At 59.1% G+C, this 21,425-nt stretch carries 23 protein-coding genes; 9 read left to right on the top strand and 14 right to left on the bottom strand.

The window, feature by feature from the left end:
* The gene (gene crtL, locus VB780_RS16925; RefSeq protein ID WP_323352350.1) at positions 1-1,230 is read right to left on the bottom strand and encodes a lycopene beta cyclase; all 1,230 of its coding nucleotides are present in this window, start codon (positions 1,228-1,230) and stop codon (positions 1-3) included.
* A 96-nt stretch (positions 1,231-1,326) separates the two neighbouring features.
* Between crtL and VB780_RS16920 the strand changes: the two genes are divergently transcribed.
* A complete protein-coding gene (locus tag VB780_RS16920; protein WP_323352349.1) occupies positions 1,327-2,070 on the top strand; it encodes a PrsW family intramembrane metalloprotease in 744 nt (247 codons plus the stop codon).
* A 221-nt stretch (positions 2,071-2,291) separates the two neighbouring features.
* On the opposite strand, the gene VB780_RS16915 is transcribed toward VB780_RS16920, so the two are convergent.
* The 4 genes from VB780_RS16915 to VB780_RS16900 all read right to left on the bottom strand — a co-directional run bounded on the left by VB780_RS16915 (position 2,292) and on the right by VB780_RS16900 (position 6,548).
* Positions 2,292-2,804: an adenine phosphoribosyltransferase gene (locus VB780_RS16915; RefSeq protein WP_323352348.1), complete on the bottom strand. Its 513-nt coding sequence runs from the start codon at positions 2,802-2,804 to the stop codon at positions 2,292-2,294.
* 32 nt (positions 2,805-2,836) lie between these two features.
* Positions 2,837-4,063, bottom strand: a complete 1,227-nt coding sequence (gene corA, locus VB780_RS16910; RefSeq protein WP_323352347.1) for a magnesium/cobalt transporter CorA — start codon at positions 4,061-4,063, stop codon at positions 2,837-2,839.
* A 98-nt stretch (positions 4,064-4,161) separates the two neighbouring features.
* Positions 4,162-5,844 (bottom strand): chaperonin GroEL, encoded by a 1,683-nt coding sequence (groL, locus tag VB780_RS16905; protein ID WP_323352346.1) that lies wholly within the window; start codon positions 5,842-5,844, stop codon positions 4,162-4,164.
* Positions 5,845-5,981: 137 nt separating this feature from the next.
* Positions 5,982-6,548 (bottom strand): cysteine hydrolase family protein, encoded by a 567-nt coding sequence (locus VB780_RS16900; protein WP_323352345.1) that lies wholly within the window; start codon positions 6,546-6,548, stop codon positions 5,982-5,984.
* A 346-nt stretch (positions 6,549-6,894) separates the two neighbouring features.
* Here VB780_RS16900 and VB780_RS16895 point away from each other — a divergent pair, with 346 nt between their 5' ends.
* Positions 6,895-7,269, top strand: coding sequence for a sensory rhodopsin transducer (locus tag VB780_RS16895; RefSeq protein WP_323352344.1), 375 nt, complete (start codon positions 6,895-6,897; stop codon positions 7,267-7,269).
* A gap of 37 nt (positions 7,270-7,306) precedes the next feature.
* Here VB780_RS16895 and VB780_RS16890 read toward each other — a convergent pair whose 3' ends face one another.
* The 4 genes from VB780_RS16890 to aroF all read right to left on the bottom strand — a co-directional run bounded on the left by VB780_RS16890 (position 7,307) and on the right by aroF (position 11,220).
* The gene (locus VB780_RS16890; protein WP_323352343.1) at positions 7,307-8,590 is read right to left on the bottom strand and encodes an NAD(P)/FAD-dependent oxidoreductase; all 1,284 of its coding nucleotides are present in this window, start codon (positions 8,588-8,590) and stop codon (positions 7,307-7,309) included.
* The gene (locus VB780_RS16885; protein WP_323352342.1) at positions 8,587-9,246 is read right to left on the bottom strand and encodes a MotA/TolQ/ExbB proton channel family protein; all 660 of its coding nucleotides are present in this window, start codon (positions 9,244-9,246) and stop codon (positions 8,587-8,589) included. The genes VB780_RS16890 and VB780_RS16885 overlap by 4 nt, the downstream gene beginning before the upstream one ends.
* 179 nt (positions 9,247-9,425) lie before the next feature.
* Positions 9,426-10,235, bottom strand: a complete 810-nt coding sequence (locus VB780_RS16880; protein ID WP_323352341.1) for a DUF2993 domain-containing protein — start codon at positions 10,233-10,235, stop codon at positions 9,426-9,428.
* A gap of 88 nt (positions 10,236-10,323) precedes the next feature.
* Complete coding sequence (aroF, locus tag VB780_RS16875) at positions 10,324-11,220, bottom strand: 3-deoxy-7-phosphoheptulonate synthase (RefSeq protein WP_323352340.1); 897 nt, start codon at positions 11,218-11,220, stop codon at positions 10,324-10,326.
* Positions 11,221-11,776: 556 nt separating this feature from the next.
* On the opposite strand from aroF, the gene VB780_RS16870 reads away from it, so the two are divergent.
* Positions 11,777-11,938, top strand: coding sequence for a family 2 glycosyl transferase (locus tag VB780_RS16870; RefSeq protein WP_323352339.1), 162 nt, complete (start codon positions 11,777-11,779; stop codon positions 11,936-11,938).
* Positions 11,939-11,968: 30 nt separating this feature from the next.
* On the opposite strand, the gene frr is transcribed toward VB780_RS16870, so the two are convergent.
* Both frr and pyrH read right to left on the bottom strand, forming a co-directional pair.
* Positions 11,969-12,529: a ribosome recycling factor gene (frr, locus tag VB780_RS16865; protein WP_323352338.1), complete on the bottom strand. Its 561-nt coding sequence runs from the start codon at positions 12,527-12,529 to the stop codon at positions 11,969-11,971.
* Positions 12,519-13,247 carry a UMP kinase gene (gene pyrH / locus VB780_RS16860; RefSeq protein WP_323352337.1) on the bottom strand — a complete coding sequence of 243 codons (729 nt, stop codon included), beginning with the start codon at positions 13,245-13,247 and terminating at the stop codon, positions 12,519-12,521. The genes frr and pyrH overlap by 11 nt, the downstream gene beginning before the upstream one ends.
* 77 nt (positions 13,248-13,324) lie before the next feature.
* Between pyrH and VB780_RS16855 the strand changes: the two genes are divergently transcribed.
* A complete protein-coding gene (locus VB780_RS16855) occupies positions 13,325-13,996 on the top strand; it encodes an SEC59/DGK1/VTE5 family protein (RefSeq protein WP_323352336.1) in 672 nt (223 codons plus the stop codon).
* An 81-nt stretch (positions 13,997-14,077) separates the two neighbouring features.
* Here the strand turns inward: VB780_RS16855 and VB780_RS16850 are convergent, their stop codons facing one another.
* Positions 14,078-14,425: a hypothetical protein gene (locus VB780_RS16850; RefSeq protein ID WP_323352335.1), complete on the bottom strand. Its 348-nt coding sequence runs from the start codon at positions 14,423-14,425 to the stop codon at positions 14,078-14,080.
* Positions 14,426-14,602: 177 nt separating this feature from the next.
* A complete protein-coding gene (locus tag VB780_RS16845; RefSeq protein WP_323352334.1) occupies positions 14,603-15,625 on the bottom strand; it encodes a CHAD domain-containing protein in 1,023 nt (340 codons plus the stop codon).
* Between the two features lie 245 nt (positions 15,626-15,870).
* On the opposite strand from VB780_RS16845, the gene VB780_RS16840 reads away from it, so the two are divergent.
* Complete coding sequence (locus VB780_RS16840; protein ID WP_323352333.1) at positions 15,871-16,356, top strand: hypothetical protein; 486 nt, start codon at positions 15,871-15,873, stop codon at positions 16,354-16,356.
* 74 nt (positions 16,357-16,430) lie between these two features.
* Here VB780_RS16840 and pip read toward each other — a convergent pair whose 3' ends face one another.
* Entirely contained in the window at positions 16,431-17,378 is a 948-nt protein-coding gene (pip, locus tag VB780_RS16835; RefSeq protein ID WP_323352332.1) for a prolyl aminopeptidase, read from the bottom strand.
* A 639-nt stretch (positions 17,379-18,017) separates the two neighbouring features.
* On the opposite strand from pip, the gene VB780_RS16830 reads away from it, so the two are divergent.
* The 4 genes from VB780_RS16830 to VB780_RS16815 all read left to right on the top strand — a co-directional run bounded on the left by VB780_RS16830 (position 18,018) and on the right by VB780_RS16815 (position 21,422).
* The gene (locus tag VB780_RS16830) at positions 18,018-18,869 is read left to right on the top strand and encodes a hypothetical protein (protein ID WP_323352331.1); all 852 of its coding nucleotides are present in this window, start codon (positions 18,018-18,020) and stop codon (positions 18,867-18,869) included.
* Between the two features lie 83 nt (positions 18,870-18,952).
* On the top strand, positions 18,953-20,521 hold the full coding sequence (locus VB780_RS16825) for an NAD(P)H-hydrate dehydratase (RefSeq protein WP_323352330.1): 1,569 nt from the start codon (positions 18,953-18,955) through the stop codon (positions 20,519-20,521).
* Between the two features lie 5 nt (positions 20,522-20,526).
* Entirely contained in the window at positions 20,527-21,159 is a 633-nt protein-coding gene (locus VB780_RS16820; RefSeq protein WP_323352329.1) for a rhomboid family intramembrane serine protease, read from the top strand.
* 59 nt (positions 21,160-21,218) lie between these two features.
* The gene (locus VB780_RS16815; protein WP_323352328.1) at positions 21,219-21,422 is read left to right on the top strand and encodes a hypothetical protein; all 204 of its coding nucleotides are present in this window, start codon (positions 21,219-21,221) and stop codon (positions 21,420-21,422) included.
* Positions 21,423-21,425 lie beyond the last annotated feature (3 nt).

Genomic DNA, 21,425 nt, shown 5'->3' with positions numbered 1-21,425 from the left:
CTAGCTCATCAAGGTGCGCCCCAGCAGGTGGCCGTGGCTAAACACCGATCGCATCAGCCCCCAGCGCACGGGGTTGGGGGCGCGGCCAAACAGCCCCAGCATGGCCTGCACCACCTCAGGCAGGGAGAGATTGTCGGCCAAAAAACCGGCCCAGTCGTCGGTCGGCAGGTTAAAAAAGGTATCAAAAAATTGATGCAGCTGTGGCGCATCAAAGGCCATGAGGTTTTCGAGGCCGAAGAGATAGAGATAGTGCTTGCGGACGCGATCGGCAGGCCAAAGGGCTTGCCAGGCCTGGTGGGCCACTTGGTCAGGGGTAGTTTGGGATGAGCTGAGGGCCGCTGCGATCGCCTCCGCCAACCCCGGCCCCCGCCGCAGCAGTGCCCCCACCATATAGCCCGAGGCCGGATGCACCATGCTGGCTGCCCCGCCAAAGCCCACCACCCGCTGGGTAAAATCGGGCAGCGGCTGGTTCATTGGAAACAGGCACCGCTCCACATGGTGAATATCCTCGACCTCAATACCCCGATGGCGCAGCCGCTGGTGCAAACGTTGAGCCAGCACTTCCATAGAAATCGCCGGGTGGTGGGCCAACGAGGTTTCTTCCACAAAATGCATCCCATCGCCCAGATCCATCGCGTAGAGAAAGGTCGGTGGTTCTTGCCGCTGCTCTGGGCTGAGGTAGTCGTCGCGAAAGTCCATCAGCACCATCTGCTGAGGGGCGGTTGGAGGCTGAGAAAAGCGCCCCACAATGCCGTAGGCCGACTGAAACGACAGCTCCGGAGCCTCTGGACGCCGCACCAGCGCCGCCTGATGGCCCGTGGCATCGATCACCAGTCGAGCGGCGAGAGTTTCACCCGATGCCGTGGTGACTTGGGTGTGGGTCGGCCCGTGCTCAAGGCGAACCACTTTCCCCCGATGCCAGGTGACTCGATTCTGCTCAGCCTGGGTCAGCCAGTGGGCTTGCAGCCGATCTTTACTCAGCAGACCATACTCGCGGTGCAGAGGCACGGGGCCACTGTTGACCTGCACCAGGCAGTCCTTCCAGCGATGGTCTAGAAACGGCACCAGGCCGACATCTTCGAGCTCATCAACCCAGATGCCGTAGGTATTGGGCCAGGGGTGCGCCGGATCGGCTAGGGCCAACCCCTGCACCGTCAGCCCCGTCTCTGCCAGGGCTGCCACCAGCGATAGCCCCGCTGGCCCCGCGCCAATGACCAACACATCCTGCATGAGCTTGCCCGCCGCCTTGTTTGCCGTGAACCCCTATCTTACAAAGATTGTGGTCGAGGTATCATTCAGAAGCGATTTACCCAAATTCTTAGCCCCATGGCAAATCTTGCGAGCGATCCGAGCGTACTGGCTACGGTGGTGGGCATTGTGGCTCTGGCCTTGGCCCCTTTGGCGTTTTTGCTGTGGTTTTTCTACACTCGCGACAAGCTCAACCCAGAACCGCGCGGTCTGGTGCTCAGAATTTTTGGCTTAGGGATTCTGGCGTTCATCCCGGTGTTTTTGGTGCGGCAGTTTATTCCCCTACCGGCCTGGCTGATGGCGGTGGTGGTGGTACCCGTGCTGGCCGAACTCGCAAAATTTTGGGTGGTGAAGGCAGGCATCTACCACCATCCCGAATTTGACGAACCCGTAGACGGCATTATCTTTGCCGCCGCTGCCGGATTGGGGTTCGCCACCCTAGAGGTGATTGGCTCCATGCTCTACGCCTACTTTGCCGTGGCGCGGCTGGGGGTGCCGGGGGATGCCTTGGCCTCAGCCTGGCCCGCTGTGCTCAGCATGTTTGCCCTGCGGGGACTGCTGACGGGGCCGGGTCATGCCCTGTGGTCATCTCTCTGGGGCTATGCTCTGGGGGTGGCGAAATTTTCTCCCGCTGGCCAGGGTAACGGGCTGGTGCGCAATGGGCTGGTGGCGGCAATGCTGGCCCACGCCGCCTTTAACGCCCTGGCGCTGGAGTCGAGCTGGTGGCTCAACCGGGTGGGTTTGGTGCTGGTGATTGCGGTGCTGTGGTTTGTGGTCATGCGCTGCCTGCGCTACGCTCTTGCTCTGACGCCCAAAACCTAAGACGGTTCTGGGAAATAAAAGGGTGAACTAAGGCGACTTCTGTAAAAGAGTTTCCCCGATGGTGGGCAGTGCCCACCCTACGGCAGCTACAGTCACTGGATTAAAGCTGGTATCTTCTTTCCCAGAAATCTCCTAGGGGGGAGGGCAAACGGTGTTTGCCCCTATGGAAGGGCTAATCTGCTGCATTGAGACAGCCTTCTACTTTGTCCCCTTACCTAGAATCAATACTGCAACAGGACGGTGACCGGCACATCCGGGAGCTTGGTGCGGCCCTCTAGACCGACTAGCTCAATGACAAAGCCATATCCGGCTACGGTGCAGCCAGTTTGCTCGACCAGCTGGGCGGTGGCCGCAGCGGTGCCCCCGGTGGCAATCAGATCGTCAATAATTAGCACTCGGCTGCCCGGCGGAAAGGCGTCTTGGTGCAGTTCGAGGGTGTCGTTGCCGTATTCCAGCGCGTAGCTGGCGGTGTGCACAGCAGCGGGCAGCTTGCCGGGCTTGCGGACAGGGGCAAAGCCAATGCCCATTTTGTAGGCGAGGGGCACGCCAAAGATAAAGCCTCGCGACTCGATGCCCACGATGTAGTGGGGACGATAATCGGCTACCCGTTCGGCAAAGGCGTCAATGCTGTACTGCATAGCGTCGGGACTGCTTAGCAGTGGCGTAATGTCGCGAAACAGAATGCCGGGCTTGGGAAAGTCGGGAATTTCGCGGATGTGGGCTTTGAGATCCATTGCGGCTGCGGGTTAAGGGCGTTGTTATGGTATCAGCGTTTTGTGGTCGAAAAGTTATCGAACCAGCCGCGTTTCCAGAAGAAGTAAATTTGTAGGGCCGCAATTAACGCCATGACGGCCAGACACATGATGTAACCCCAGTACCACCCCAGCTCTGGCATGTTGAAGGGCGACTTTTCGGTGTCAAAGTTCATGCCGTAGATGCCAGCGATGAACGTGAGGGGAATAAAGATGGAGGAGATTACTGTCAGCAGCTTCATGACTTCGTTCATGCGGTTGTTGATGGAGGAGAGGTAGACATCCATCAGGCTGGAGGCGATTTCGCGGTAGTTTTCGATGATATCGACGACTTGCACAATGTGGTCGTAGACATCTTGCAGGTAGACGCGCACCTCCTGGCTGATCAAGTTGTCACTGTCGCGAATCAGGCCGTTGATCACGCTGCGCTGGGGCCAGATGTAGCGCCGCAGCTTCATCAGCGCCCGGCGCATGCGGTGAATTTTTTTGATGGTGGCATTGGTGGGGTTGGCCACCACTTCTTCTTCAAGATCTTCGAGGGTTTCGCCAATCACCTCTAGCACTGGAAAGAAGCTATCGACGATGGTATCCATTAGGGCGTAGGCCAGGTAGTCGGCCCCCTGGGTGCGAATGGTGCCGGTGCCGCGTCGAATGCGATCGCGCACCGGATTAAACGAGTCCCACTCGGGCTCTTCTTGAAATGTAACCAGAAAGCCATTGCCCATGACAAAGCTCACCTGCTCACTGCCTACCCCAGAGCCGGTTTTTTTGGGCTGCACCATCTGCATGATGATCAAAATCTTGTCGTCGTAAAAGTCGATTTTGGGACGGTGGGGCACATTGACAATATCTTCGAGCATGAGGGGGTGGAGGCCAAAGGTCTGGCCAATTTGCAGCAGGGTGTTTTCGCTGCCCAGCCCTCGGGCATCGAGCCAGGTAACGCTTTCGGGCTTGCCTAGAGCTTCGCACTCGATCGGATGGTCGATGGTGGTGGTACGCACAGCATCTGGGCCATAGTCCATTAAATGCAGTTCGGTGGGCAGGGCGTCACCCGGTATGTTGAGGGTGCCGGGGAGGGTGCCGGGGGTCGAATAGTTGAAGTCAATCAGCTTCTTTCTGCCCTCGTGGGGCGAGGTCTTGAAGGTGTTAGCCACTGCCGCCCTCAGCGTCTCGGCGTCAACTGGCCGATCGGCTGGGCCTAGGGAAGGGCTGGCCCCTGGGTTTGGTGTGCGGCGCGCCATGGTTCTAACTCCCAAAAGTTCCACCTCATAAAGCATAGGGGCACAGCCGTGACTGTGCCCCTAAGGGTTAAGCATTTTCAAAGACGACTGGGGGCAGACTACATCATGCCCATGCCACCCATGCCGCCCATGCCGCCCATACCACCCATGCCGCCCATGCCACCCATGCCGCCCATGCCGGGATCCCCAGCGGGAGCCGGAGGCTCAGGAATTTCGGCCACTAGGGCTTCGGTAGTGAGCACCAGTCCCGCAATGGAGGCCGCATCTTGCAGCCCAGAGCGCACAACCTTGGCGGGGTCGATGATGCCCGCCTGAATAAGGTCTTCGTAGGTGCCGGTGAGGGCGTTGTAGCCCATGGGGAAGTCCATGGCCTTAACCTTCTCGACGATGACCGAGCCTTGCTGGCCGGAGTTGTCGGCGATCTGGCGCAGGGGTGCCTCAAGCGCCCGCTGCACGATATTTACGCCGATCGCTTCCTCGGCGGTGAGGGAGTCTTTCAGCGATTCCAGCTTAGCGGCCAGGTGCAGCAGGGTAGCGCCGCCGCCGGGGACGATACCTTCTTCTACCGCCGCCTTGGTGGCGCTGAGAGCGTCTTCGATCCGCAGCTTGCGGTCTTTGAGCTCGGTTTCGGTGGCGGCCCCGACTTTGATCACGGCAACGCCGCCCGCCAGCTTGGCCAGGCGCTCTCCGAGCTTTTCTTTGTCGTAGTCAGAGTCGGTGACGGCCAGCTCTTTACGAATTTGAGCGATGCGCTTGTCGATGTCGGCTTTGTTGCCCGCATCGGACACCAGGGTGGTGGTGTCTTTGGTGATGGTGGCTTTGACGGCCAGGCCGAGCATGGACAGGTCGGCGGTGTCGAGGCTGAGGCCCACTTCCTCAGAGATTACCTGGCCGCCGGTGAGTACCGCGATGTCTTGCAGCATGGCCTTGCGGCGATCGCCAAAGCTGGGCGCTTTCACCGCCGCTACATTCAGCACGCCACGGGCCTTGTTGACCACCAGGGTAGCCAGGGCCTCGCCCTCGATGTCTTCGGCAATGATCAGCAGGGGCGCACCCTCGCGGGCTACCTTCTCAAGCACCGACACCAGATCTTGAATGGAGCTGATCTTTTTGTCGGTGATCAGCACGCGGGCGTTGTCGAGCTCGGTCACCATGCGCTCTTGGTCGGTGACGAAATAGGGGGAAATGTAGCCGCGATCGAACTGCATCCCCTCAACCACATCCAGCTCGGTGTAGAGAGACTTCGATTCTTCTACGGTGATGACACCGTCTTTGGTCACCTTATCCATGGCTTCGGCAATCATGGTGCCGATTTCTTCGTCACTGCCAGCGGAGACGGTGGCCACCTGGGCAATGGTGGCATTGCCCTCTACGGGCTTGGCCACAGCGGCAATTTCTTTCACCATCAGACTCACGGCTTTGTCAATGCCGCGGCGCAGGCTGACGGGGTTGGTGCCCGCCGCTACGTTCTTCAGACCTTCTTTCACCATGGCCTGGGCCAGCACGGTGGCGGTGGTGGTGCCATCGCCCGCCAGGTCTTTGGTCTTAGAGGCCACCTCTTGCATGAGGCGAGCGCCCAGGTTTTCAAAGGGGTCTTCTAGCTCGATCTCTTTGGCAATGGTGATGCCGTCGTTGACAATCTGGGGTGCCCCGTACTTTTTCTCCAGTACGACGTTGCGCCCCCTGGGGCCGAGGGTAATTTTAACGGCGTCGGCTAAGGCGTTGACGCCTTTTTCGAGGGCCTGCCGTGAGGCCTCATCAAAGGAAACTCGTTTTGCCATGTCCTGTCTTTCAGCTCTCCAGAGACAAACTTAGCACTCGCTATGCCAGAGTGCTAACCTCGCTAGAGTATCGCTGTGGGAGACAGTCGGTAAGTCGCAATAACCGATCCTCCACGACAGAAAGTTATGCCAGGGAGTTACGCCAGGGAGCGCAAAACTTGCTCGGTAGTTTGTACTGTACAAAATTCGCCGTGCAGGCTGGCCAAGGCGATCGCATGCATAGCCTCGGCAGCATAGTGGGTGCCGTCGTGGCCGCGCCGCTCAAAGGTAGCAGTGGCGTCAGTCACTAGAGTGACCTCAAACCCTAAGTTTGCGGCCATGCGCACCGAGGTCGAGACGCAGTGATCGGTGGTCAACCCCGCCACCACCAGCGCCGTAATGCCCTGCGCTCTGAGGTATGGCTCTAGTCCGGTGCCGATAAAGGCGCTGTTGACGGTTTTAGTGAATTCCATTTCGCCGGGGAGGGGCCGGGCCTCGGTTTTGTAGGCGTTGCCGGGCAACTCGGGCCGCAGGGGCGAGTGGGGCATAACCGAACAGTGGCGCATGTGAACGATGGACAGGCTGCGATCGCGCCACTCAGCCAGCAGACGGGCAATGTTAGCCTCGGATTGGGGGTTGTTGCGCTGCCCCCAGACAGGGTCATCTAACCCTTTTTGCACGTCAATCACCAGTAAGGCGGGCACCAGTAGAGCGGGTGGGTGCATGGTCAATTCCCTTGGCGACACAGTTGACTGACTCAGCACGGGGGGAAAGGCTTGGGCCTTAGGCATCAACCTGGTGCCCGATCGCGCTCAGCGTATTTACCCCTCACACCGCCCTGCGTCTGCGCAAAATCATACTCGGGGCGCAGTTCGACATACCAGCATTCTCTATCGTTAAGCCGTTTTAACAGAACGGTGGCCACGCAGAACTCGAAAATCTTGGCGCTGTCCGCCGGTGTCATCATCACCTACAAACTGGAACGTGGTTCCTGCGATAGACGCGTGGGTTGGGCAAACTGGCTAAGCTCCTGAGGATCAAGCCAAATAACTGAACTACAGGAGCCCTCATATGGCACCCCCCATCGGCAAAACCTACTGGGCGATCGCAGAAGGCTATATCCCCCCCGATGATACCGAGCGATCGCCAGAGTTGGTCAGCCATGAAACCGCCTGCCTGCTCAACACCTCCGACCAGGATGCCCAGGTAAAAATCACGCTGTACTTTAGCGATCGCGAACCCGTCGGCCCCTATCACATCACCGTTGCGGCCCGCCGTACCAACCATGTGCGGTTCGACCATCTGCGCGACCCTGAACCCGTCCCCCGAGGCACCGAATACGCCAGCACGGTCGAGTCAGATATACCAATTGTGGTGCAGCACACCCGACTCGATTCTCGTCGGGCCGACATCGCGCTGCTCAGCACCATTGCCTACGCGGGGTGATGCTGGTTCAGTCCAAACCCGGCTAATGGCGCGATGCTTATGCCGTAGTTGCCAGGGCTGCGGCCATGGCTTGCCCCGCTAGCCAGCCCGTAGTCCAGGCGTTTTGAAAGTTGAACCCGCCTGTAATGCCGTCAATGTTGAGAATTTCGCCCGCTAGGTAGAGCCCTGGGCAGCGACGGCTCTCCAGAGTTTTGAAATTGACCTCGGGTAGGGGAATGCCGCCGCAGGTGACAAATTCGTCTTTGAAAACGCCTTTGCCGGCGATCGCATAGTCTCCCCGCGTCAACTCCGTCACCAGCGTTTGCATCTGCCCCTTAGACAGGTCGGCCCAGTTTAGCTGGGTGCTCACCTTGGCCCGGTGCTGAACCAAATACTGCCACAGCCGCCGCGACAGTTCTGGAAACGGCGAAAACGCTGCCACCTGCCGCTTGCCCTGCTCTTGCTTGAGGCTGGTTAGCTTTTGCCGCACCTGGTCTTGCTTGAGCGTCGGTAGCCAGTTCACCGTCAGCGTCGCTCGGTAGCGCTGACGGTGCAATCCCACCGCCCCGTAGGCCGAGAGTTTGAGCACCGCCGGGCCGCTCATACCCCAGTGGGTAATCAGCAGCGGGCCACTCTGGGTGAGCATTGGGGAATCTTCCAATGCCAAGCTGAGGTGGACGGTCTCGACCGAAACCCCCGCCAAGTCGCGCAGCGCCGGGTCAGGGATGTTGAAGGTAAATAGCGAAGGCACGGGCGGTACCAGGTCGTGGCCGAGCTTGAGGGCCAATCGGTAGCCGCCGGGGCTGCTGCCCGTAGCCAGCAGCAGGCGATCGCACTGCCACTTGGCCCCGGCGCGGGTGGTCAACCAAAAGCCCTCATCGTCGTGGTGAATTTGAGCAATCGCCTGGCTGGTGTGAATTTGAATGCCCAATCTGCGGGCTTCCCCCAGCAAGCAATCGATAATGGTGCCCGAGTCGTCGGTGGTAGGGAACATGCGGCCATCGGCCTCGGTTTTGAGCTGTACCCCCCGCTGCTCAAACCACTGCACCGTATCGCGGGGCTGAAAGCGGCTGAAGGGGCCACGCAGAGCGCGATCGCCCCTGGGGTAGTGGCTGACTAGCACCGCCGGGTCAAAGCAGGCGTGGGTGACATTGCAGCGCCCGCCGCCCGAAATTCTCACCTTGGCCAGGGGTTCGCGCCCCGCCTCAAAAATGTGGATAGATTGGCCGGGGTTGGCTTCGGCGCAGGCGATCGCCGCAAACAGCCCCGCTGCCCCCGCCCCCACCACAATCACCGCCGCCCGCTGGGCTTCGCCCGATCCCCTCCAATCGTCACCCCTCACGGCAGGCTCCCCGGCAAAAAGACGCTAGAGCTAATCGCCCCCTGGCGCTGGGCGCGGCGGTAGAGAATCTCCAGTTTGCCCCCCGCCTCTAGGATGAAGGCCCGCTGGCGGCGGTACAGCCCCTGAAATAGGTTCGTCAGCAGCAGGGCCACCAGAGCCACCACCAGCCCCGCCGCCGTAGAAATCAGAGCCTCGCTCACCCCAGCAGTCACACCGCTGGCCGCCGGGCCACCGGTATCGCCCAGGCGCAGGGTCGAAAACGTCTGCATCAGCCCCAGCACGGTGCCCAGCAGCCCCAACAGTGGGGCGACTCCAACCACCGTTTCAAACAGAGTTTGAAAACGCTTTAGCACCGGCAACTCTGCCTGGGCGGCGCTCTCTAGGGCCAGACGAAATTCTTCGGGGGTGGCGTCGCCCAGGGTGAGGGCGGCCAGAAAAATGCGGGCAATGGGCAACTGCTGATGCTGCTTGAGTTTGGCGATCGCCCGCTGGGGATTTTGGCTAAACGTATTGAGTACCTGGGGTACCAGACCTTTCTGCTCGCGGCCAATTTTCAGCCAAAACCAGCCACGCTCTACGGCCAGGGTCAGCGTTGTGAGGGAAAACAGGAACAGCGGCCACATGACCACGCCCCCCGCCGTAAACCAGTTACCCATAGCGCCGATGCCCTAACCCAAGAACCCAATTATGATACTGGCCAGCCGAGGTTTACGGCCTAGGGTCTTGGGGGCATAGCCGTTAGTCCTGTCAGTCACGACATTGAGAAACCCTGGAAACGCTTGAATGTTTCAATGCCCCATATTGCTCCCCTTCGACTCCGCTCAGGGGATGGTTGCTATATCGTGCCGGGGAAATGCTCAATCTGGGCGTAGCCGCTAAACACTAGCTGCTTGCCCTGGGTTTCTAGGCGGTTGACCCGCAGCAGCACTCCGTCAAGGTTAAAACGCTCTAGGTCAACCATGCGGTTGAGCACCTCGGCAAAGCCCTTGGTCAGGGTCTCCGAAATTGAGGTCAGGGCTTCAGGAATGCCCTCAGACAAGAATTCAGCGTTGGCAAAAATAATCCGCCGCCGCTTTTCGACCGTCACCTTGGCCAACATTTGAATGGGCACGTCTTGATGGTTAGGCAAATCGGTCTTGGCCGTAATTTTGACCGCTTGGTCGGGCAGCAGCGTGATGTTGATATCTCGAAAGGTGACAGGGTCGCCCCCCGAGAGGGAGGTGACCGCCTCGTCAGTGACCCCTTCGAGGTGCTGGCGCACCAGTTCAGCCTCAAAGGCGCGGTTGATGGCGTCTTCGTTTAGCGTCACCTGGGCCACCGCCTGGGTGGGCTGGCGCAGGCGAATTTTGCCGCTGATGGCTGAACCGACATCGATCGACACCGCATCGGTCTCAAACATCATTTCGGCGGCCTCAAATTCTTTGCGAATTACAAGGCCGCGCCCTTCCATGCGAAAGCTGTCAATGGTGCCCTGAAGGAGCTTGCTAGAGGGAGAGCAGCGCACCGCTACTTCCACAGCGTCGCTGCGGCTAAACAGGTGACGCAGCGACTGGGTAGCCACAGAGTTAATCATCCGTTCGCCAAAGTCATTGGATCCTTTGGACTGAAACCCGGTAAAGCCACCAAACATAGAGGTTATTACCAACCTAATTCCCCTAATGTTGTAACAAAATATGAAGCCCAATGACAGCGGACATTGCTAATGCCACCCATTGGAGATACTGATGATCGCCTCAGGCGGCTAGGGCGATCGCCCCTAAAGACCGCTCTGGCTCTAGACCAGAGGTCATTCCCACGGCTGCCCCCTGCTTCAGGCGACGCCCTAGAACTGCCGCCATAGGTTCAAGGCTGCGGGCCAGCGTAGCCATCTCCTCTAGGGTAAGCGCCTGACGCGCATCTGACACAGATGCATCGGGTACCGGGTGGCACTCGATGATTAGGCCGTCGGCCCCAGCGGCGATCGACGCCCGCGCCAGATCGGGCACCAGCTCGCGCTTGCCAGCGGCGTGGCTGGGATCCACCATCACCGGCAGGTGGGTAATCTGCTTAAGCGCCACCACCGCCCCCAGATCCAGCACATTGCGGGTGTAGGTATCAAAGCTGCGAATGCCCCGCTCGCAGAGAATTACGTTGGGGTTGCCGTGGCTGAGGATGTATTCCGCCGCCATGACGAATTCTTCGATCGTAGCGGCCAGCCCCCGCTTGAGCAGCACCGGCTTGTCGATACGGCCCAGAGCCTTGAGCAGGTCAAAGTTCTGCATGTTGCGGCTGCCCACCTGCAACACATCTACCTGAGCCGCCATCACCGGAATTTGATCCATCGCCATCACCTCGGAGATCACCGGCATCTCGAACCGCTGGCGAATGTCGTCCAGAATGCGCAGCCCCGCCTCTCCCATGCCCTGGAAGGCGTAGGGTGACGTACGCGGCTTGAAGACCCCGCCCCGCAGCGCCTGCACGGGGGTGGGGGCCAGATGGCGGGCCACCTGCTCCATTTGCTCAGCGCTTTCGACGGCGCAGGGGCCGCCCACAATCAGCAGGGTGTCGCCGCCAATGGCGACGGTATTGGTAAGGGCCACTACCGAGCGGTGGTCAGGGCTAGATTTGCGGGTCAAAACAGCGTCTTTCATGATGAAAAAAAGGGGGGTAAAGAACGGGGCGATCGCAACAGAAAACAAAAAACCCGAAGCTTGTGGCTCCGGGTCAGGTAGAGGGCATAGGAAGTCCTATCACCACAAGCCTGACCCGGTGGTGTAAAAAAATCCGTAAAACCAATTGGTGGTGAAAATTTGCATGGCGGCTAACGCAAAAAGGGCTAACGAATCAAAACCAAAAAACAAAACCGCAGAGGGTAAGCTCCGCGGTTCACAAGGTTGGCAACACAAACGGTGCTCACGACCTGTGAACCGACGGCTGCCACCAAAAATAAAATGCTCTTACGGACGCGGTCATTGCGGCGAACGAACCGAAACGTATCTGCAATCTAACAGGGCTGCTGAAGAGCGTCAACCGGGGTGCAGGAATTTAGCTCTTCACTGGCCCAGAGTCTCGGGAAGGTCTAAGTTCGTGGATTCCTCGGAGTACATCCTCAGGCAATAAACCTAGGATGAAGACGCTTGGCCTGTATAAAGCCATCGTAAAGCCAGGCCCACCACCGCCGCCTTAGACTGCCATTGGGAAATCACTATGACTTGGGAACTCTGTGTGCGCTATGCCAACGGTCGAGAAACCGTTCTAGACGTGTTTCAAAGCCAAGCCATTGCCCAAAATCAAGTCGATAAGCTCTACGCCGAGGGCTACCCCATGCACTTCGCCTACTTTGTCAGACCAAAATGCGTCGTGTCGTAGAGACACGGGTGGCCGCATCTCTACGGGCCATCACACGGTCATAATGTCTTTTTCTTTGGCGGCTAGGGCTTCGTCGAGTTTGGCAATGTATTTGTCGGTGAGCTTTTGAATCTCATCCTGGGCATCGCGCGACTCGTCTTCGGAGATGTCGCTGGCTTTCTCTAGCTTTTTGACGGCGTCGATGCCGTTGCGGCGCTGGTTGCGAATGGAAACACGACCTTCTTCGGCCACTTTGCCCGCCGTTTTAACAAACTCTTTGCGGCGCTCGCTGGTCAAGGGCGGAATGTTGAGGCGAATCACCCGGCCGTCATTATTGGGGGTGAGGCCCACATCAGACATCGAGATCGCCTTTTCGATGGTGGTCAGACTGCTGGCATCGTAGGGCTGAATCATCAGCGTGGTGGAGTCGGGGATGGAGACGTTGGCCATCTGCTTGAGGGGAGTCTGGGCACCGTAGTAGTCGATCTCAATGCGATCGAGCAGCGAGGAATTGGCGCGCCCGGTGCGAATGGTGTTGAAGTTGCGCTGGGTCGCCTCGATAGACTTCTGCATCTGGTCTTCGGTTTCGAGCAAAATATCGTCAACTGACATCACAAGACTCTCCTACAATCGTGCCGATAGATTCGCCCATCAGCGCCCGCTTGATATTTCCAGGCACCGACAGGTCAAATACCATGATAGGGATGTTGTTGTCCTTACAGAGGGCGATCGCAGTGCTGTCCATCACTTTTAAATCGTTCTGCAGCACATACCCGTAGGTGAGGGTGCGAAAGCGCTTGGCGTTAGGGTTAATTTTAGGATCAGAATCGTAGACGCCGTCAACCTTGGTGGCCTTAAATACCACCTCCGCGTTGATCTCAGCTGCCCGCAGGGCGGCGGTGGTGTCGGTGGTAAAGAACGGGTTGCCGGAGCCCGCCCCAAAAATAACCACCCGGTTTTTCTCCAGGTGGCGAATGGCGCGGCGGCGAATGTAGGGCTCGGCGACCTCCTGCATGGCGATCGCCGTCTGCACCCGAGTCGGTACCCCCATGCGCTCCAGGGAGTCTTGCAGGGTCATCGCGTTCATCACCGTGGCGATCATGCCGATATAGTCGGCGGTGGCCCGATCCATCCCGGCGGCTGAGCCTTTGATGCCGCGAAAAATATTGCCAGCCCCCACCACTACGGCGATTTCAATGTCTTCCTTGATCACCTCGGCAATCTCGGTCGCGATGGTTTCTACCACGTTGGCGTCAATACCGTAGTCCATATCGCCCATGAGGGCTTCGCCGCTCAGTTTTAGCAGCACGCGCTTATAGGGTTTATCCATAGTAGGTAGTATCCATAGGAGGCTGGTGTAGTAAGGTCTAGAAGTCCCACCCCACTATACTTGCTTCCCCCGCCATGATGGCCACCGCGCTTGTGCAAATTGGACTGGTAGCCGCCTGGCTGGCGGTTGTTGGGGGAGTGGCTGAAGGGCTGCGCCGCACCGCCCACTTCGACACCGAAATTACCCGAAAAATTGTCCATATTGGGGCCGGTCACGTGATTTTGCTGGCCTGGTGGCTGCGCACCCCCGCCTGGATGGGGATAGCGGCCTCGGTCGTGTTTAGCGGCGTGGCGCTGCTGTCCTACCGACTGCCCATTTTGCCGGGGATCAACGGTGTAGGACGCCACAGCCTGGGTACGTTTTTTTACGCCGTCAGCATTGGGGTACTGACGGCGGTCTTCTGGCCGTTGGGGCTGCCGCAGTACGCCGCCCTCGGCATTTTGGTGATGACCTGGGGTGATGGGCTGGCTGCCCTAGTGGGACAAAACGTTGGCCGCCATCCCTACAAAATTTTTGGCAACCAGAAGAGCTGGGAGGGCAGTTTAGCTATGGCCCTGGCCAGCTTTGTCGTGGTTTTGCTGGTGCTGGGGCTAACGGTGGGGTTCACCGGGACGGTGTGGGGCACGGCGGTATTGGTGGCGATCGCCGCCACCCTGCTAGAAACCCTCTCGTTCTACGGCCTCGACAACCTAACGGTGCCGCTGGGGAGTGCGGCATTGGCCTATGGACTCATGCACAGCCTGGGCTAAACCAGTCGGCAGTGGCACCACAATCTAAGGGAAGAGGGTATTACTATTCGCCGTACTCTTGCAAAAACAGCAGAAAATCCATCAAGGCTGCTCGGGTTTGGTCGCTGGGCTCAATTTGATGCCGTGTTTGGAGAATAATCCATCGATTTTGGATTCGAGCTCGGCGAGTCGCTTGTTCTCGCTCTTCAGTTCTTCGCTGTTCTTCTTGAACTCTTCGTTGCTCTTCCTCAGCTCTTCGTTGCTCTTCCTCAGCGCGTTCATCCGCTGCGCGTGCCTTTTCTCTTCCAATGCGTCCTGTCTCTCGATTTCGACGGTCCCACTCAACGCCGAAATTAACCAACGCCACCACGAGGGCTGCCACGGTGAGTCGGTTGCTCCAGGTTCGGGGTTGAGCAATGAGTTCGAGGAATCGGAAGTCTTGTTCGTCATAAAACCGCAAAAAGGCTACGGCAATGGTCAGTATTGTGAGGGTGGGGCAGGCAGCAGCGCTAAAAAGTTAAGCCAAATCTGCCGACTGAATAGCGTCATGCCGTCAATGTTTCTGTGGCTTTTATCCTAACCTTTGCGGAGGTGAATTGGCTTAGCTCTCAGCTCTCGACAGCGCGACTAGGCGAAGCCATGGTTGTCTTTTGATGTAGCCTCGCGGCGTTTTGGGTTTGCCGTCACCGGCTCGCCGATGTGCAGCAGCGCCAGCCGCAGCCGCTGGCGCTGCTGCATGTCTAAATAGTGCTTCTGGTGCGCCTGCCAATGTTGCCAAGCGCGGTGGCGCCGATCGGCTAGCAGGGCAAACAGGGTGGGCAGGTGGGTCGTAGCATCGGGCACGATGTCACCAATAAACGACTCCAAAACCGTGCTGTCTTGCAGGTCGCCTAGGGTATCTTGCATGGCGCTGAGGCGCTCGATGTCGTCATCGAGGGTGCCAGGGTAGAGGTCCGCCACTAGACGCAGTTGGTAGCGCACTCGCTTTACCTGTTTGCGCAGGCTGTGGAGCACCGGCCCCTGGTCAGCAATTAGCGCATCGGTGGCAGATTGACTGATGCGAGGGTTGACGGCCAAGCCGCTGCGGGTAGTTTTGGTGCCCACTAGCCAACCGGGGTGCAGCCAGAGCTGGCTGACTAGGGGCAGCACCAAGTCAGGAATTGCCTGGTGGGCAGGCAGGGAGGCGATCGCCGTATAATCTGGCTTTGCGACCCACTCGGTCAGAGATTGCTGAAGTTTGTCGTAGCGCTTGCCCTTGAGCAGCTTTTTGACCTGCTTGAGGGTCTTGTGCCGCTGCTGGGCGAGATATTGCAATACAACGTCTAAACACTGCTGTTCAGCATCGGGCAGGTCGGGGGCGTAGCGATCGCGCAACGTCATGCCAACGACATCTAGATCGCGCAGTTTGCCGAGTTTGCGCCCTACCGCCGCAATTTTAGGCTCTCGCCCGGCTTTGGGTAGATCAATGCCCGCGTCGAATACCTGCACAGCGGTGCGCAGTCGCCGCAGCCCAACGCGCATTTGGTGCAGATTTTCGGGGTCATTGTCGGCCAGCACTGGCTTTTTGTAGGCGGCAATCTGCTTCAGGTATTTGGCGATCGCCCCATGGGCCAGTTTATCCAGTGTGGGAGGTTGCTGTGCCGTTGCCATAGGTATCCTTGTGGGTGTTGTCAGTGTCGCGATCGGAGAGAAATCAGTGCGCGACCAAGCTTCGTGAAGATTGGGTCAAGATAGTAGCCATTTTAACCTTCTCTTAATAAACAGTGTGCCCATCTAAGGGGTGGGTTAATCGCTGGTTTTTTCGTACTATCAAGTAGTACAAGTTCTGCGTTGGTCGTTGGCGTAGCCGGCTCAGTGGGCCATTGTTTCGACCCGCCTAGGAGTGGATAAATCCCGTGAATGCCGCCCCCATGTCTACCCTAGACCTCACCGATCGCGTGCTGACCATGGCCAAAACCGGAGTCTACCGTCAGTCGGTGTTTGAGGCTCTGGGGCCAATCGCCACCCGGCGGCAAATTCGCGATGCGATCGCCCAGGCCAAGCAGTTTGGCCTTTACACCGTCTCGGCCCTGCGAGACGAAGACCTCGGCACCTACTATCAGGTCGAAGCCGCCAACTATGAGTCATTTCAGGCCGCTTCTAAAGCCCTAGCCGCAGGCGCACCCCCCGAGAATTTAGCCACCCAAATTGTCGTCACCCACGCTGCCCTACAGGCCATGCTCACCACCGTGGCGGGCAGCACCTTGGGATTAGGCCTCCTAGGGGGTTGGTGTCTGATTGACGGACATACTCAGTTGGGCCGCGGGCTGTGGTTGGGGGCCGTGGTGGCCGGAGGGCTGTGGGGCGTGCAGCGGTGGATTGCCCGTCGGGTGTTGGGGTAGGGTAGGAACGTCTGAACGTTAGAACGTTCCTACCAACGCAGCGATATGTTTGCCGCCTTGTCAGCTTCTAGCTTCTATTTACCCGCAAACTCATCCGTCGCTTCAATCAGCGCACTGGTAATGCCCGGCTCCATGGCTGAGTGCCCCGCCTCTTGCACCATGACAAACTGGGCTTCGGGCCAGGCGCGGTGCAGTTCCCAGGCGGTGGTGGCAGGGCAGACAACGTCGTAGCGGCCCTGCACAATGACGCCAGGAATGTGGCGAATGCGATGGACGTGGCTGAGGATGTGGTCGTCGGTGTCGAAAAAGCCCTTGTTAATAAAGTAGTGACACTCGATGCGGGCAAAGGCAACGGCAAACTCGTCTTCGCCAAAGTGGTGCAGCAGGCCGGGATCCTGCACGAGCTTGCTGGTGCTGGCTTCCCACACGGCCCAGGCGCGGGCGGCGGCGAAGCGCTCCTCCAGATTGGCGCTGGTGAGGCGGCGGTGGTAGGCCGTCACCAAATCATTGCGCTCGGTCTTCGGAATAGGAGCGAGATATTGCTCCCAGGCGTCGGGGTACAGGTAGCTGGCTCCCTCTTGGTAAAACCAGCTAATTTCTCGCTGACGCAGGGTAAAAATACCGCGTAAAATTAGCCCCTGGCAGCGATCGGGGTAGGTCTGGGCGTAGGCCAGGGCCAGGGTGCTACCCCAGCTACCGCCAAATACCGTCCAACTTTCGATGCCCAGGTGTGTGCGAATAGCTTCGATGTCGCTAACTAAGGCCCAGGTGGTGTTGTCTTCTAAATCAGCGTGGGGCAAACTTTTGCCGCAGCCTCGCTGGTCAAAGATGACAATGCGCCAGCGCTTGGGGTCGAAAAATTGGCGATAGGTGGGGTTGCTGCCGCCCCCAGGCCCACCGTGCAAAAACACCACGGGTTTACCCTCGGGGTTGCCTACCTGCTCTACGTAAAGCCGATGCCGGTCTGATACCGCCAGGTATTCGGCGTGATAGGGCTCAATAGGGGGATAAAGTTGGCGCATGGTAGTGGGTGAATGCGTTCCGTTACAGACGGAATGAGCCCACACTATAGCCCAGCACCCCTGGCTCTGGTTAAAGCGGTTTGAAGACTTCCTTCCTTCTCGATCGCAGTTGTCTGGCGGCGGCCGGAGCGATGGGTCTGACCAGGTACAGCGGTCTGATCAGAATTCTTGCTGTGGTCATCCCCAGGAATTATCGACGACTCCTGGGGTGAGTCTTTACCACATGCCATTCCCCCGTGTGTGGATCGCGCTGGGTGGTAAACGGATTGTTTTTGAGGGGTTTGCTGCAGGGATTAGCCATAGCGCTTACTGTTGCAGAGTTGCCTCTATGGTAAGAAATGTCACATCGCTCACGGGTGACTCACAGGCCTCTTCTCCAGTGATGTTACAGCCTGTAGCAGGTGATCTACATCACAGAAGCGGGGATGTAGTCTGCGCTAGTCAAAAGTTTGGGCAAGAACGATGCGCTTTCTAAAATCTGCGCTAACATCCTCAAGGCATATAGAGGACGGGCAAAAAGTCGTTGATGCTTGACCGTCTACCGGTTCACCATACGAGTAATGGGCAGGAGTCGTGATGGCAATGCAGAATGGTTGGTTGGAATTACGGAGTAGCTGCGGGCGCAGGCTGTCTCTAAAAATGTCAGCGGCGGTAGCGATCGCCGCCACTGCGATACTCAGCACAGCGCCCCAGGGCATGGCCCAGGGCTATGAGGTTGTGCCGCCCCTACCCGCTGGGGCTATGCCCGTGCCTGGCGCGGCTTTGCCCCAGCAGGTGCCTACTAGCGGCCAGCAATATTTGATTTATGTTAGCGATACCAGCGAGGCTACCCTGAGCCAGGTGCGCCAGGTCGAGCCTACGGCTTTTCGCACCAGCTTTCAGGGGCGATCGGTGATTCAGGCTGGGCGGTTTAATATGACTGGCAATGCCCAGCAGCGCATTACTGACCTCGGTGCCCTAGGGGTCAGGGCCGAGATGGCCCAGGTGGCGGCGGCGGTGCCCTACTATTCCCAAACGGCTGCCCTGCCCAATAACGTGTATGCCTCTAACGGCGATCTGCCTCCCCTGCCCGATGCGGCGTTTCCCCAGGCTCCGGTAGCGGCTGTGCCCGTGCCAGCGCTGCCGCCGGGTGTGGGCCAAGTGCCTCCAACCCCGGGCAATGTGGAATTTGGTCAAGAGCTCAATTATGGCGTGCCGACCGCCCCCCCAGTTGGGGCCATCGGGGCTCCGCCAACAGCGGCTCCGCCGATCGCTGAGTCGACTAGTGCGCCTTACTACGTCGTCATTCCCACCGATGCTTCAAATCTAGGTACCTTGAGCAGCCAGGTGATTCAACTGGGAACTCCGCCCGATCGCGTGCAGCAGCGCACGGAACCTCGTGGCCCCCACGTCGCGGTTGGCCCCTTTGCCGATCGCGGGTTAGCCAACCGCTGGAACGATTTCTATCACCAGGCGGGCCTGGGCAATAGCCGGGTTTTCTTTTCGCGGTAGATGCCGCTGGGCGATAAATCAATAGGATGAATAGGCGATGAACCTCTGTATGGTTCATCGCCTATTGTTGGTTGGGTGGGCCTATGAGCTGTGAACTTCACGATCGCATCGTTACCGCCGAGCAAATGCGAGCCATTGAAGGTGGCCTATTTGACGCCGGTATGCCCGTAGCCGCGCTAATGGAAAAGGTGGCGGGTCGGATTGCCGCCTGGGTGATAAATCAGTTTCCGCTCCAGTGCTATCCCCGAATCGCCGTTGTGGCCGGGCCGGGGCACAACGGCGGCGATGCCTTGGTAGTCGCTCGGGAATTGGCCGCCCAGGGTTATGGGGTGCAGGTGTGCAGTCCTGCTGATCGCCTGAAGCCGCTGACCGCTGACCATCTGCGGTTCCTGAAGTATCTAGGCATTTCAGTGGTGAAGGCGGTGGAAACGCTAGATCCCTGGGATGTGCTCATTGATGGGCTGTTTGGCTTTGGCCTAGAGCGCTCGGTTGAAGGAGCCATGGCCGACGTAATCGCGGCGATCAATACGGCAAATTGTCCCGTGGTCAGTATCGATTTGCCCTCGGGATTGCACACCGATACTGGCGACGCTTTAGGTATCGCAGTGCAGGCCACCCATACCCTCTGCCTGGGCCTGTGGAAACGGGCCTTTTGCCAGGAGGAAGCGCTGGCGTATTTGGGGCAACCCCATCTAATTGGCTTTGATATTCCCCCCCAAGCCATAGAGGCAGGGTTGGAGAACGTCCCCTCGGTACGGCGGGCCACCCTGGCAACCATCCGCGAGAAACTGCCCCTGCCGCGTCAGGCCAATACCCACAAGTATCGGGTGGGGCATTTGCTGCTGGTGGCGGGGTCGCGGCCCTACGCCGGGGCGGCGCTGTTGACGGCACTGGGAGCCAGAGCCAGCGGGGTGGGCATGCTCACCCTGGCGGTGCCCGAGTCGCTGCGGCTGATGGTGGTGGCCCAAATTCCTGAAGCGCTGGTAGTGGGTTGTCCAGAAACGGCTGATGGTGCGATCGCCCATCTGTCCGACACTCTAGATCTGAGTCGCTACAGCGCGATCGCCTGCGGGCCAGGGCTCAGCCGCCAGGGCACCGAGCCAGTCCAGGCTGTTTTACAGAGTCCGACACCCCTGCTGCTAGATGCCGATGGCCTCAATGTCTTAGCGAATCTAGGCACGATTGAAACCCTGCAACAGCGACAGGCACCCACGGTGTTAACACCCCACCGAGGCGAATTTAAGCGGCTGTTTCCTGAACAGTTAGCCCATGCTGGGGATGGTAGCGCGGCAACCCAGGAGGCTGCTGCCCAGAGTGGGGCGGTGGTGCTGCTGAAGGGGGCCTGTACGGCGATCACCCACCCCAACGGCACCCTTTGGTACGTGCCCGAGAGCACCCCGGCCCTGGCGCGGGGCGGCAGCGGCGATGTGTTGACCGGCTTAATTGGCGGTCTGCTGGCCCAGAACTTGGCCTCAGATATGGCCTCAGAGGCCGACAATCGCCTGGATTCAGCCCTGGATGCGGCGCTGGCCGGAGCCTGGTGGCATGGTCAGGGGGCTCGCGCTGCGGCCCGCGATCGCACCGAACTAGGGGTCGATGGCACCCAGCTGACTCAATACTTGAACCCTGTGCTGGCCCAGGTGCTAGCCTGAGGAGCGTGAGTTTAGTTGCGGCTGCGATCGCCTTGTTTTCCTTCGACCAAATTGTCTTGCCCGACGGCTTTCGCCAGGGGATCTCTCTACTGGCCTACCTGCTGGCGCTGATGTGGGCGCTCGCCGTGGTGGATTTTGTCACCGGGCGGCAGGTCTTGAACAAACTCAGCATTGCACCCCGCACCCTGGACGGGCTGCCGGGGATTGCGGTGGCCCCTCTACTCCACGGCGGCTTCGGCCACTTGGCCGCCAACTCTGGTCCCCTAGCGATCCTGGGCACCATCATTCTGCTCCAGGGGCTAGAGGTACTGGGTCTGGTGACGGTATTTTGCTGGGTGTTTAGCGGCGTGGGCATTTGGCTGCTGGGCCGCCCCGGCACCCGCCACCTGGGGGCCAGCGGCGTGGTATTTGGCTACCTGGGCTTTATTTTGCTGCGGGGCTATTTTGAAAGAAGTCCGGGGGCGATCGCCGCTGCTGTTGTCGTGGGCCTGCTCTACGGCAGCGCCCTTTTGGGCCTGCTGCCCCTCCAGCGGGGCAAATCGTGGGTGGGCCACGGTATGGGGTTTGCGGCGGGTGCGATCGTCGCCCGCAAGCTACCGATCATGCTGGAATGGGTAAGGTACAACTCAGGCTTTTAGCCTTTGCCACCAAATTCGGCTCTTCCCGCTTCGTTCTTCCCTTTTCCCTCTTTCGCTCCATGCCCGACTCCTCTTCCCACTTCACCCCCGACGAGCTAGCGCGCTGGCGCTTTGGCCTAGCCCAGGCCAACCTCAACAACATCCTCTGCCACTGCCGCGACTGCGACGAGACCTGGATGGTCTCGGACGATGAAAATCTCGTCTGCGCTTGCGGCAGCCGCCGAGTCGAGCACATCCCCTGCTGGCAGTTCCCCGATGGCTGAGGG

The sequence above is a fragment of the Leptolyngbya sp. CCNP1308 genome (assembly GCF_034932455.1).
GTDB lineage: Bacteria > Cyanobacteriota > Cyanobacteriia > Phormidesmidales > Phormidesmidaceae > Nodosilinea.
Note: the sequence above shows the minus strand (reverse complement) of the source record. Positions and strands in the feature narration are given on the sequence as shown.

Coding starts and splice junctions, on each gene's coding strand:
- crtL (WP_323352350.1), bottom strand. CDS start 1,230: ATGCAGGATGTGTTGGTCATTGGCGCGGGGCCAGCGGGGCTATCGCTG.
- VB780_RS16920 (WP_323352349.1), top strand. CDS start 1,327: ATGGCAAATCTTGCGAGCGATCCGAGCGTACTGGCTACGGTGGTGGGC.
- VB780_RS16915 (WP_323352348.1), bottom strand. CDS start 2,804: ATGGATCTCAAAGCCCACATCCGCGAAATTCCCGACTTTCCCAAGCCC.
- corA (WP_323352347.1), bottom strand. CDS start 4,063: ATGGCGCGCCGCACACCAAACCCAGGGGCCAGCCCTTCCCTAGGCCCA.
- groL (WP_323352346.1), bottom strand. CDS start 5,844: ATGGCAAAACGAGTTTCCTTTGATGAGGCCTCACGGCAGGCCCTCGAA.
- VB780_RS16900 (WP_323352345.1), bottom strand. CDS start 6,548: ATGCACCCACCCGCTCTACTGGTGCCCGCCTTACTGGTGATTGACGTG.
- VB780_RS16895 (WP_323352344.1), top strand. CDS start 6,895: ATGGCACCCCCCATCGGCAAAACCTACTGGGCGATCGCAGAAGGCTAT.
- VB780_RS16885 (WP_323352342.1), bottom strand. CDS start 9,246: ATGGGTAACTGGTTTACGGCGGGGGGCGTGGTCATGTGGCCGCTGTTC.
- aroF (WP_323352340.1), bottom strand. CDS start 11,220: ATGAAAGACGCTGTTTTGACCCGCAAATCTAGCCCTGACCACCGCTCG.
- VB780_RS16870 (WP_323352339.1), top strand. CDS start 11,777: ATGACTTGGGAACTCTGTGTGCGCTATGCCAACGGTCGAGAAACCGTT.
- frr (WP_323352338.1), bottom strand. CDS start 12,529: ATGTCAGTTGACGATATTTTGCTCGAAACCGAAGACCAGATGCAGAAG.
- pyrH (WP_323352337.1), bottom strand. CDS start 13,247: ATGGATAAACCCTATAAGCGCGTGCTGCTAAAACTGAGCGGCGAAGCC.
- VB780_RS16855 (WP_323352336.1), top strand. CDS start 13,325: ATGGCCACCGCGCTTGTGCAAATTGGACTGGTAGCCGCCTGGCTGGCG.
- VB780_RS16850 (WP_323352335.1), bottom strand. CDS start 14,425: ATGACGAACAAGACTTCCGATTCCTCGAACTCATTGCTCAACCCCGAA.
- VB780_RS16845 (WP_323352334.1), bottom strand. CDS start 15,625: ATGGCAACGGCACAGCAACCTCCCACACTGGATAAACTGGCCCATGGG.
- pip (WP_323352332.1), bottom strand. CDS start 17,378: ATGCGCCAACTTTATCCCCCTATTGAGCCCTATCACGCCGAATACCTG.
- VB780_RS16830 (WP_323352331.1), top strand. CDS start 18,018: ATGTCAGCGGCGGTAGCGATCGCCGCCACTGCGATACTCAGCACAGCG.
- VB780_RS16825 (WP_323352330.1), top strand. CDS start 18,953: ATGAGCTGTGAACTTCACGATCGCATCGTTACCGCCGAGCAAATGCGA.
- VB780_RS16815 (WP_323352328.1), top strand. CDS start 21,219: ATGCCCGACTCCTCTTCCCACTTCACCCCCGACGAGCTAGCGCGCTGG.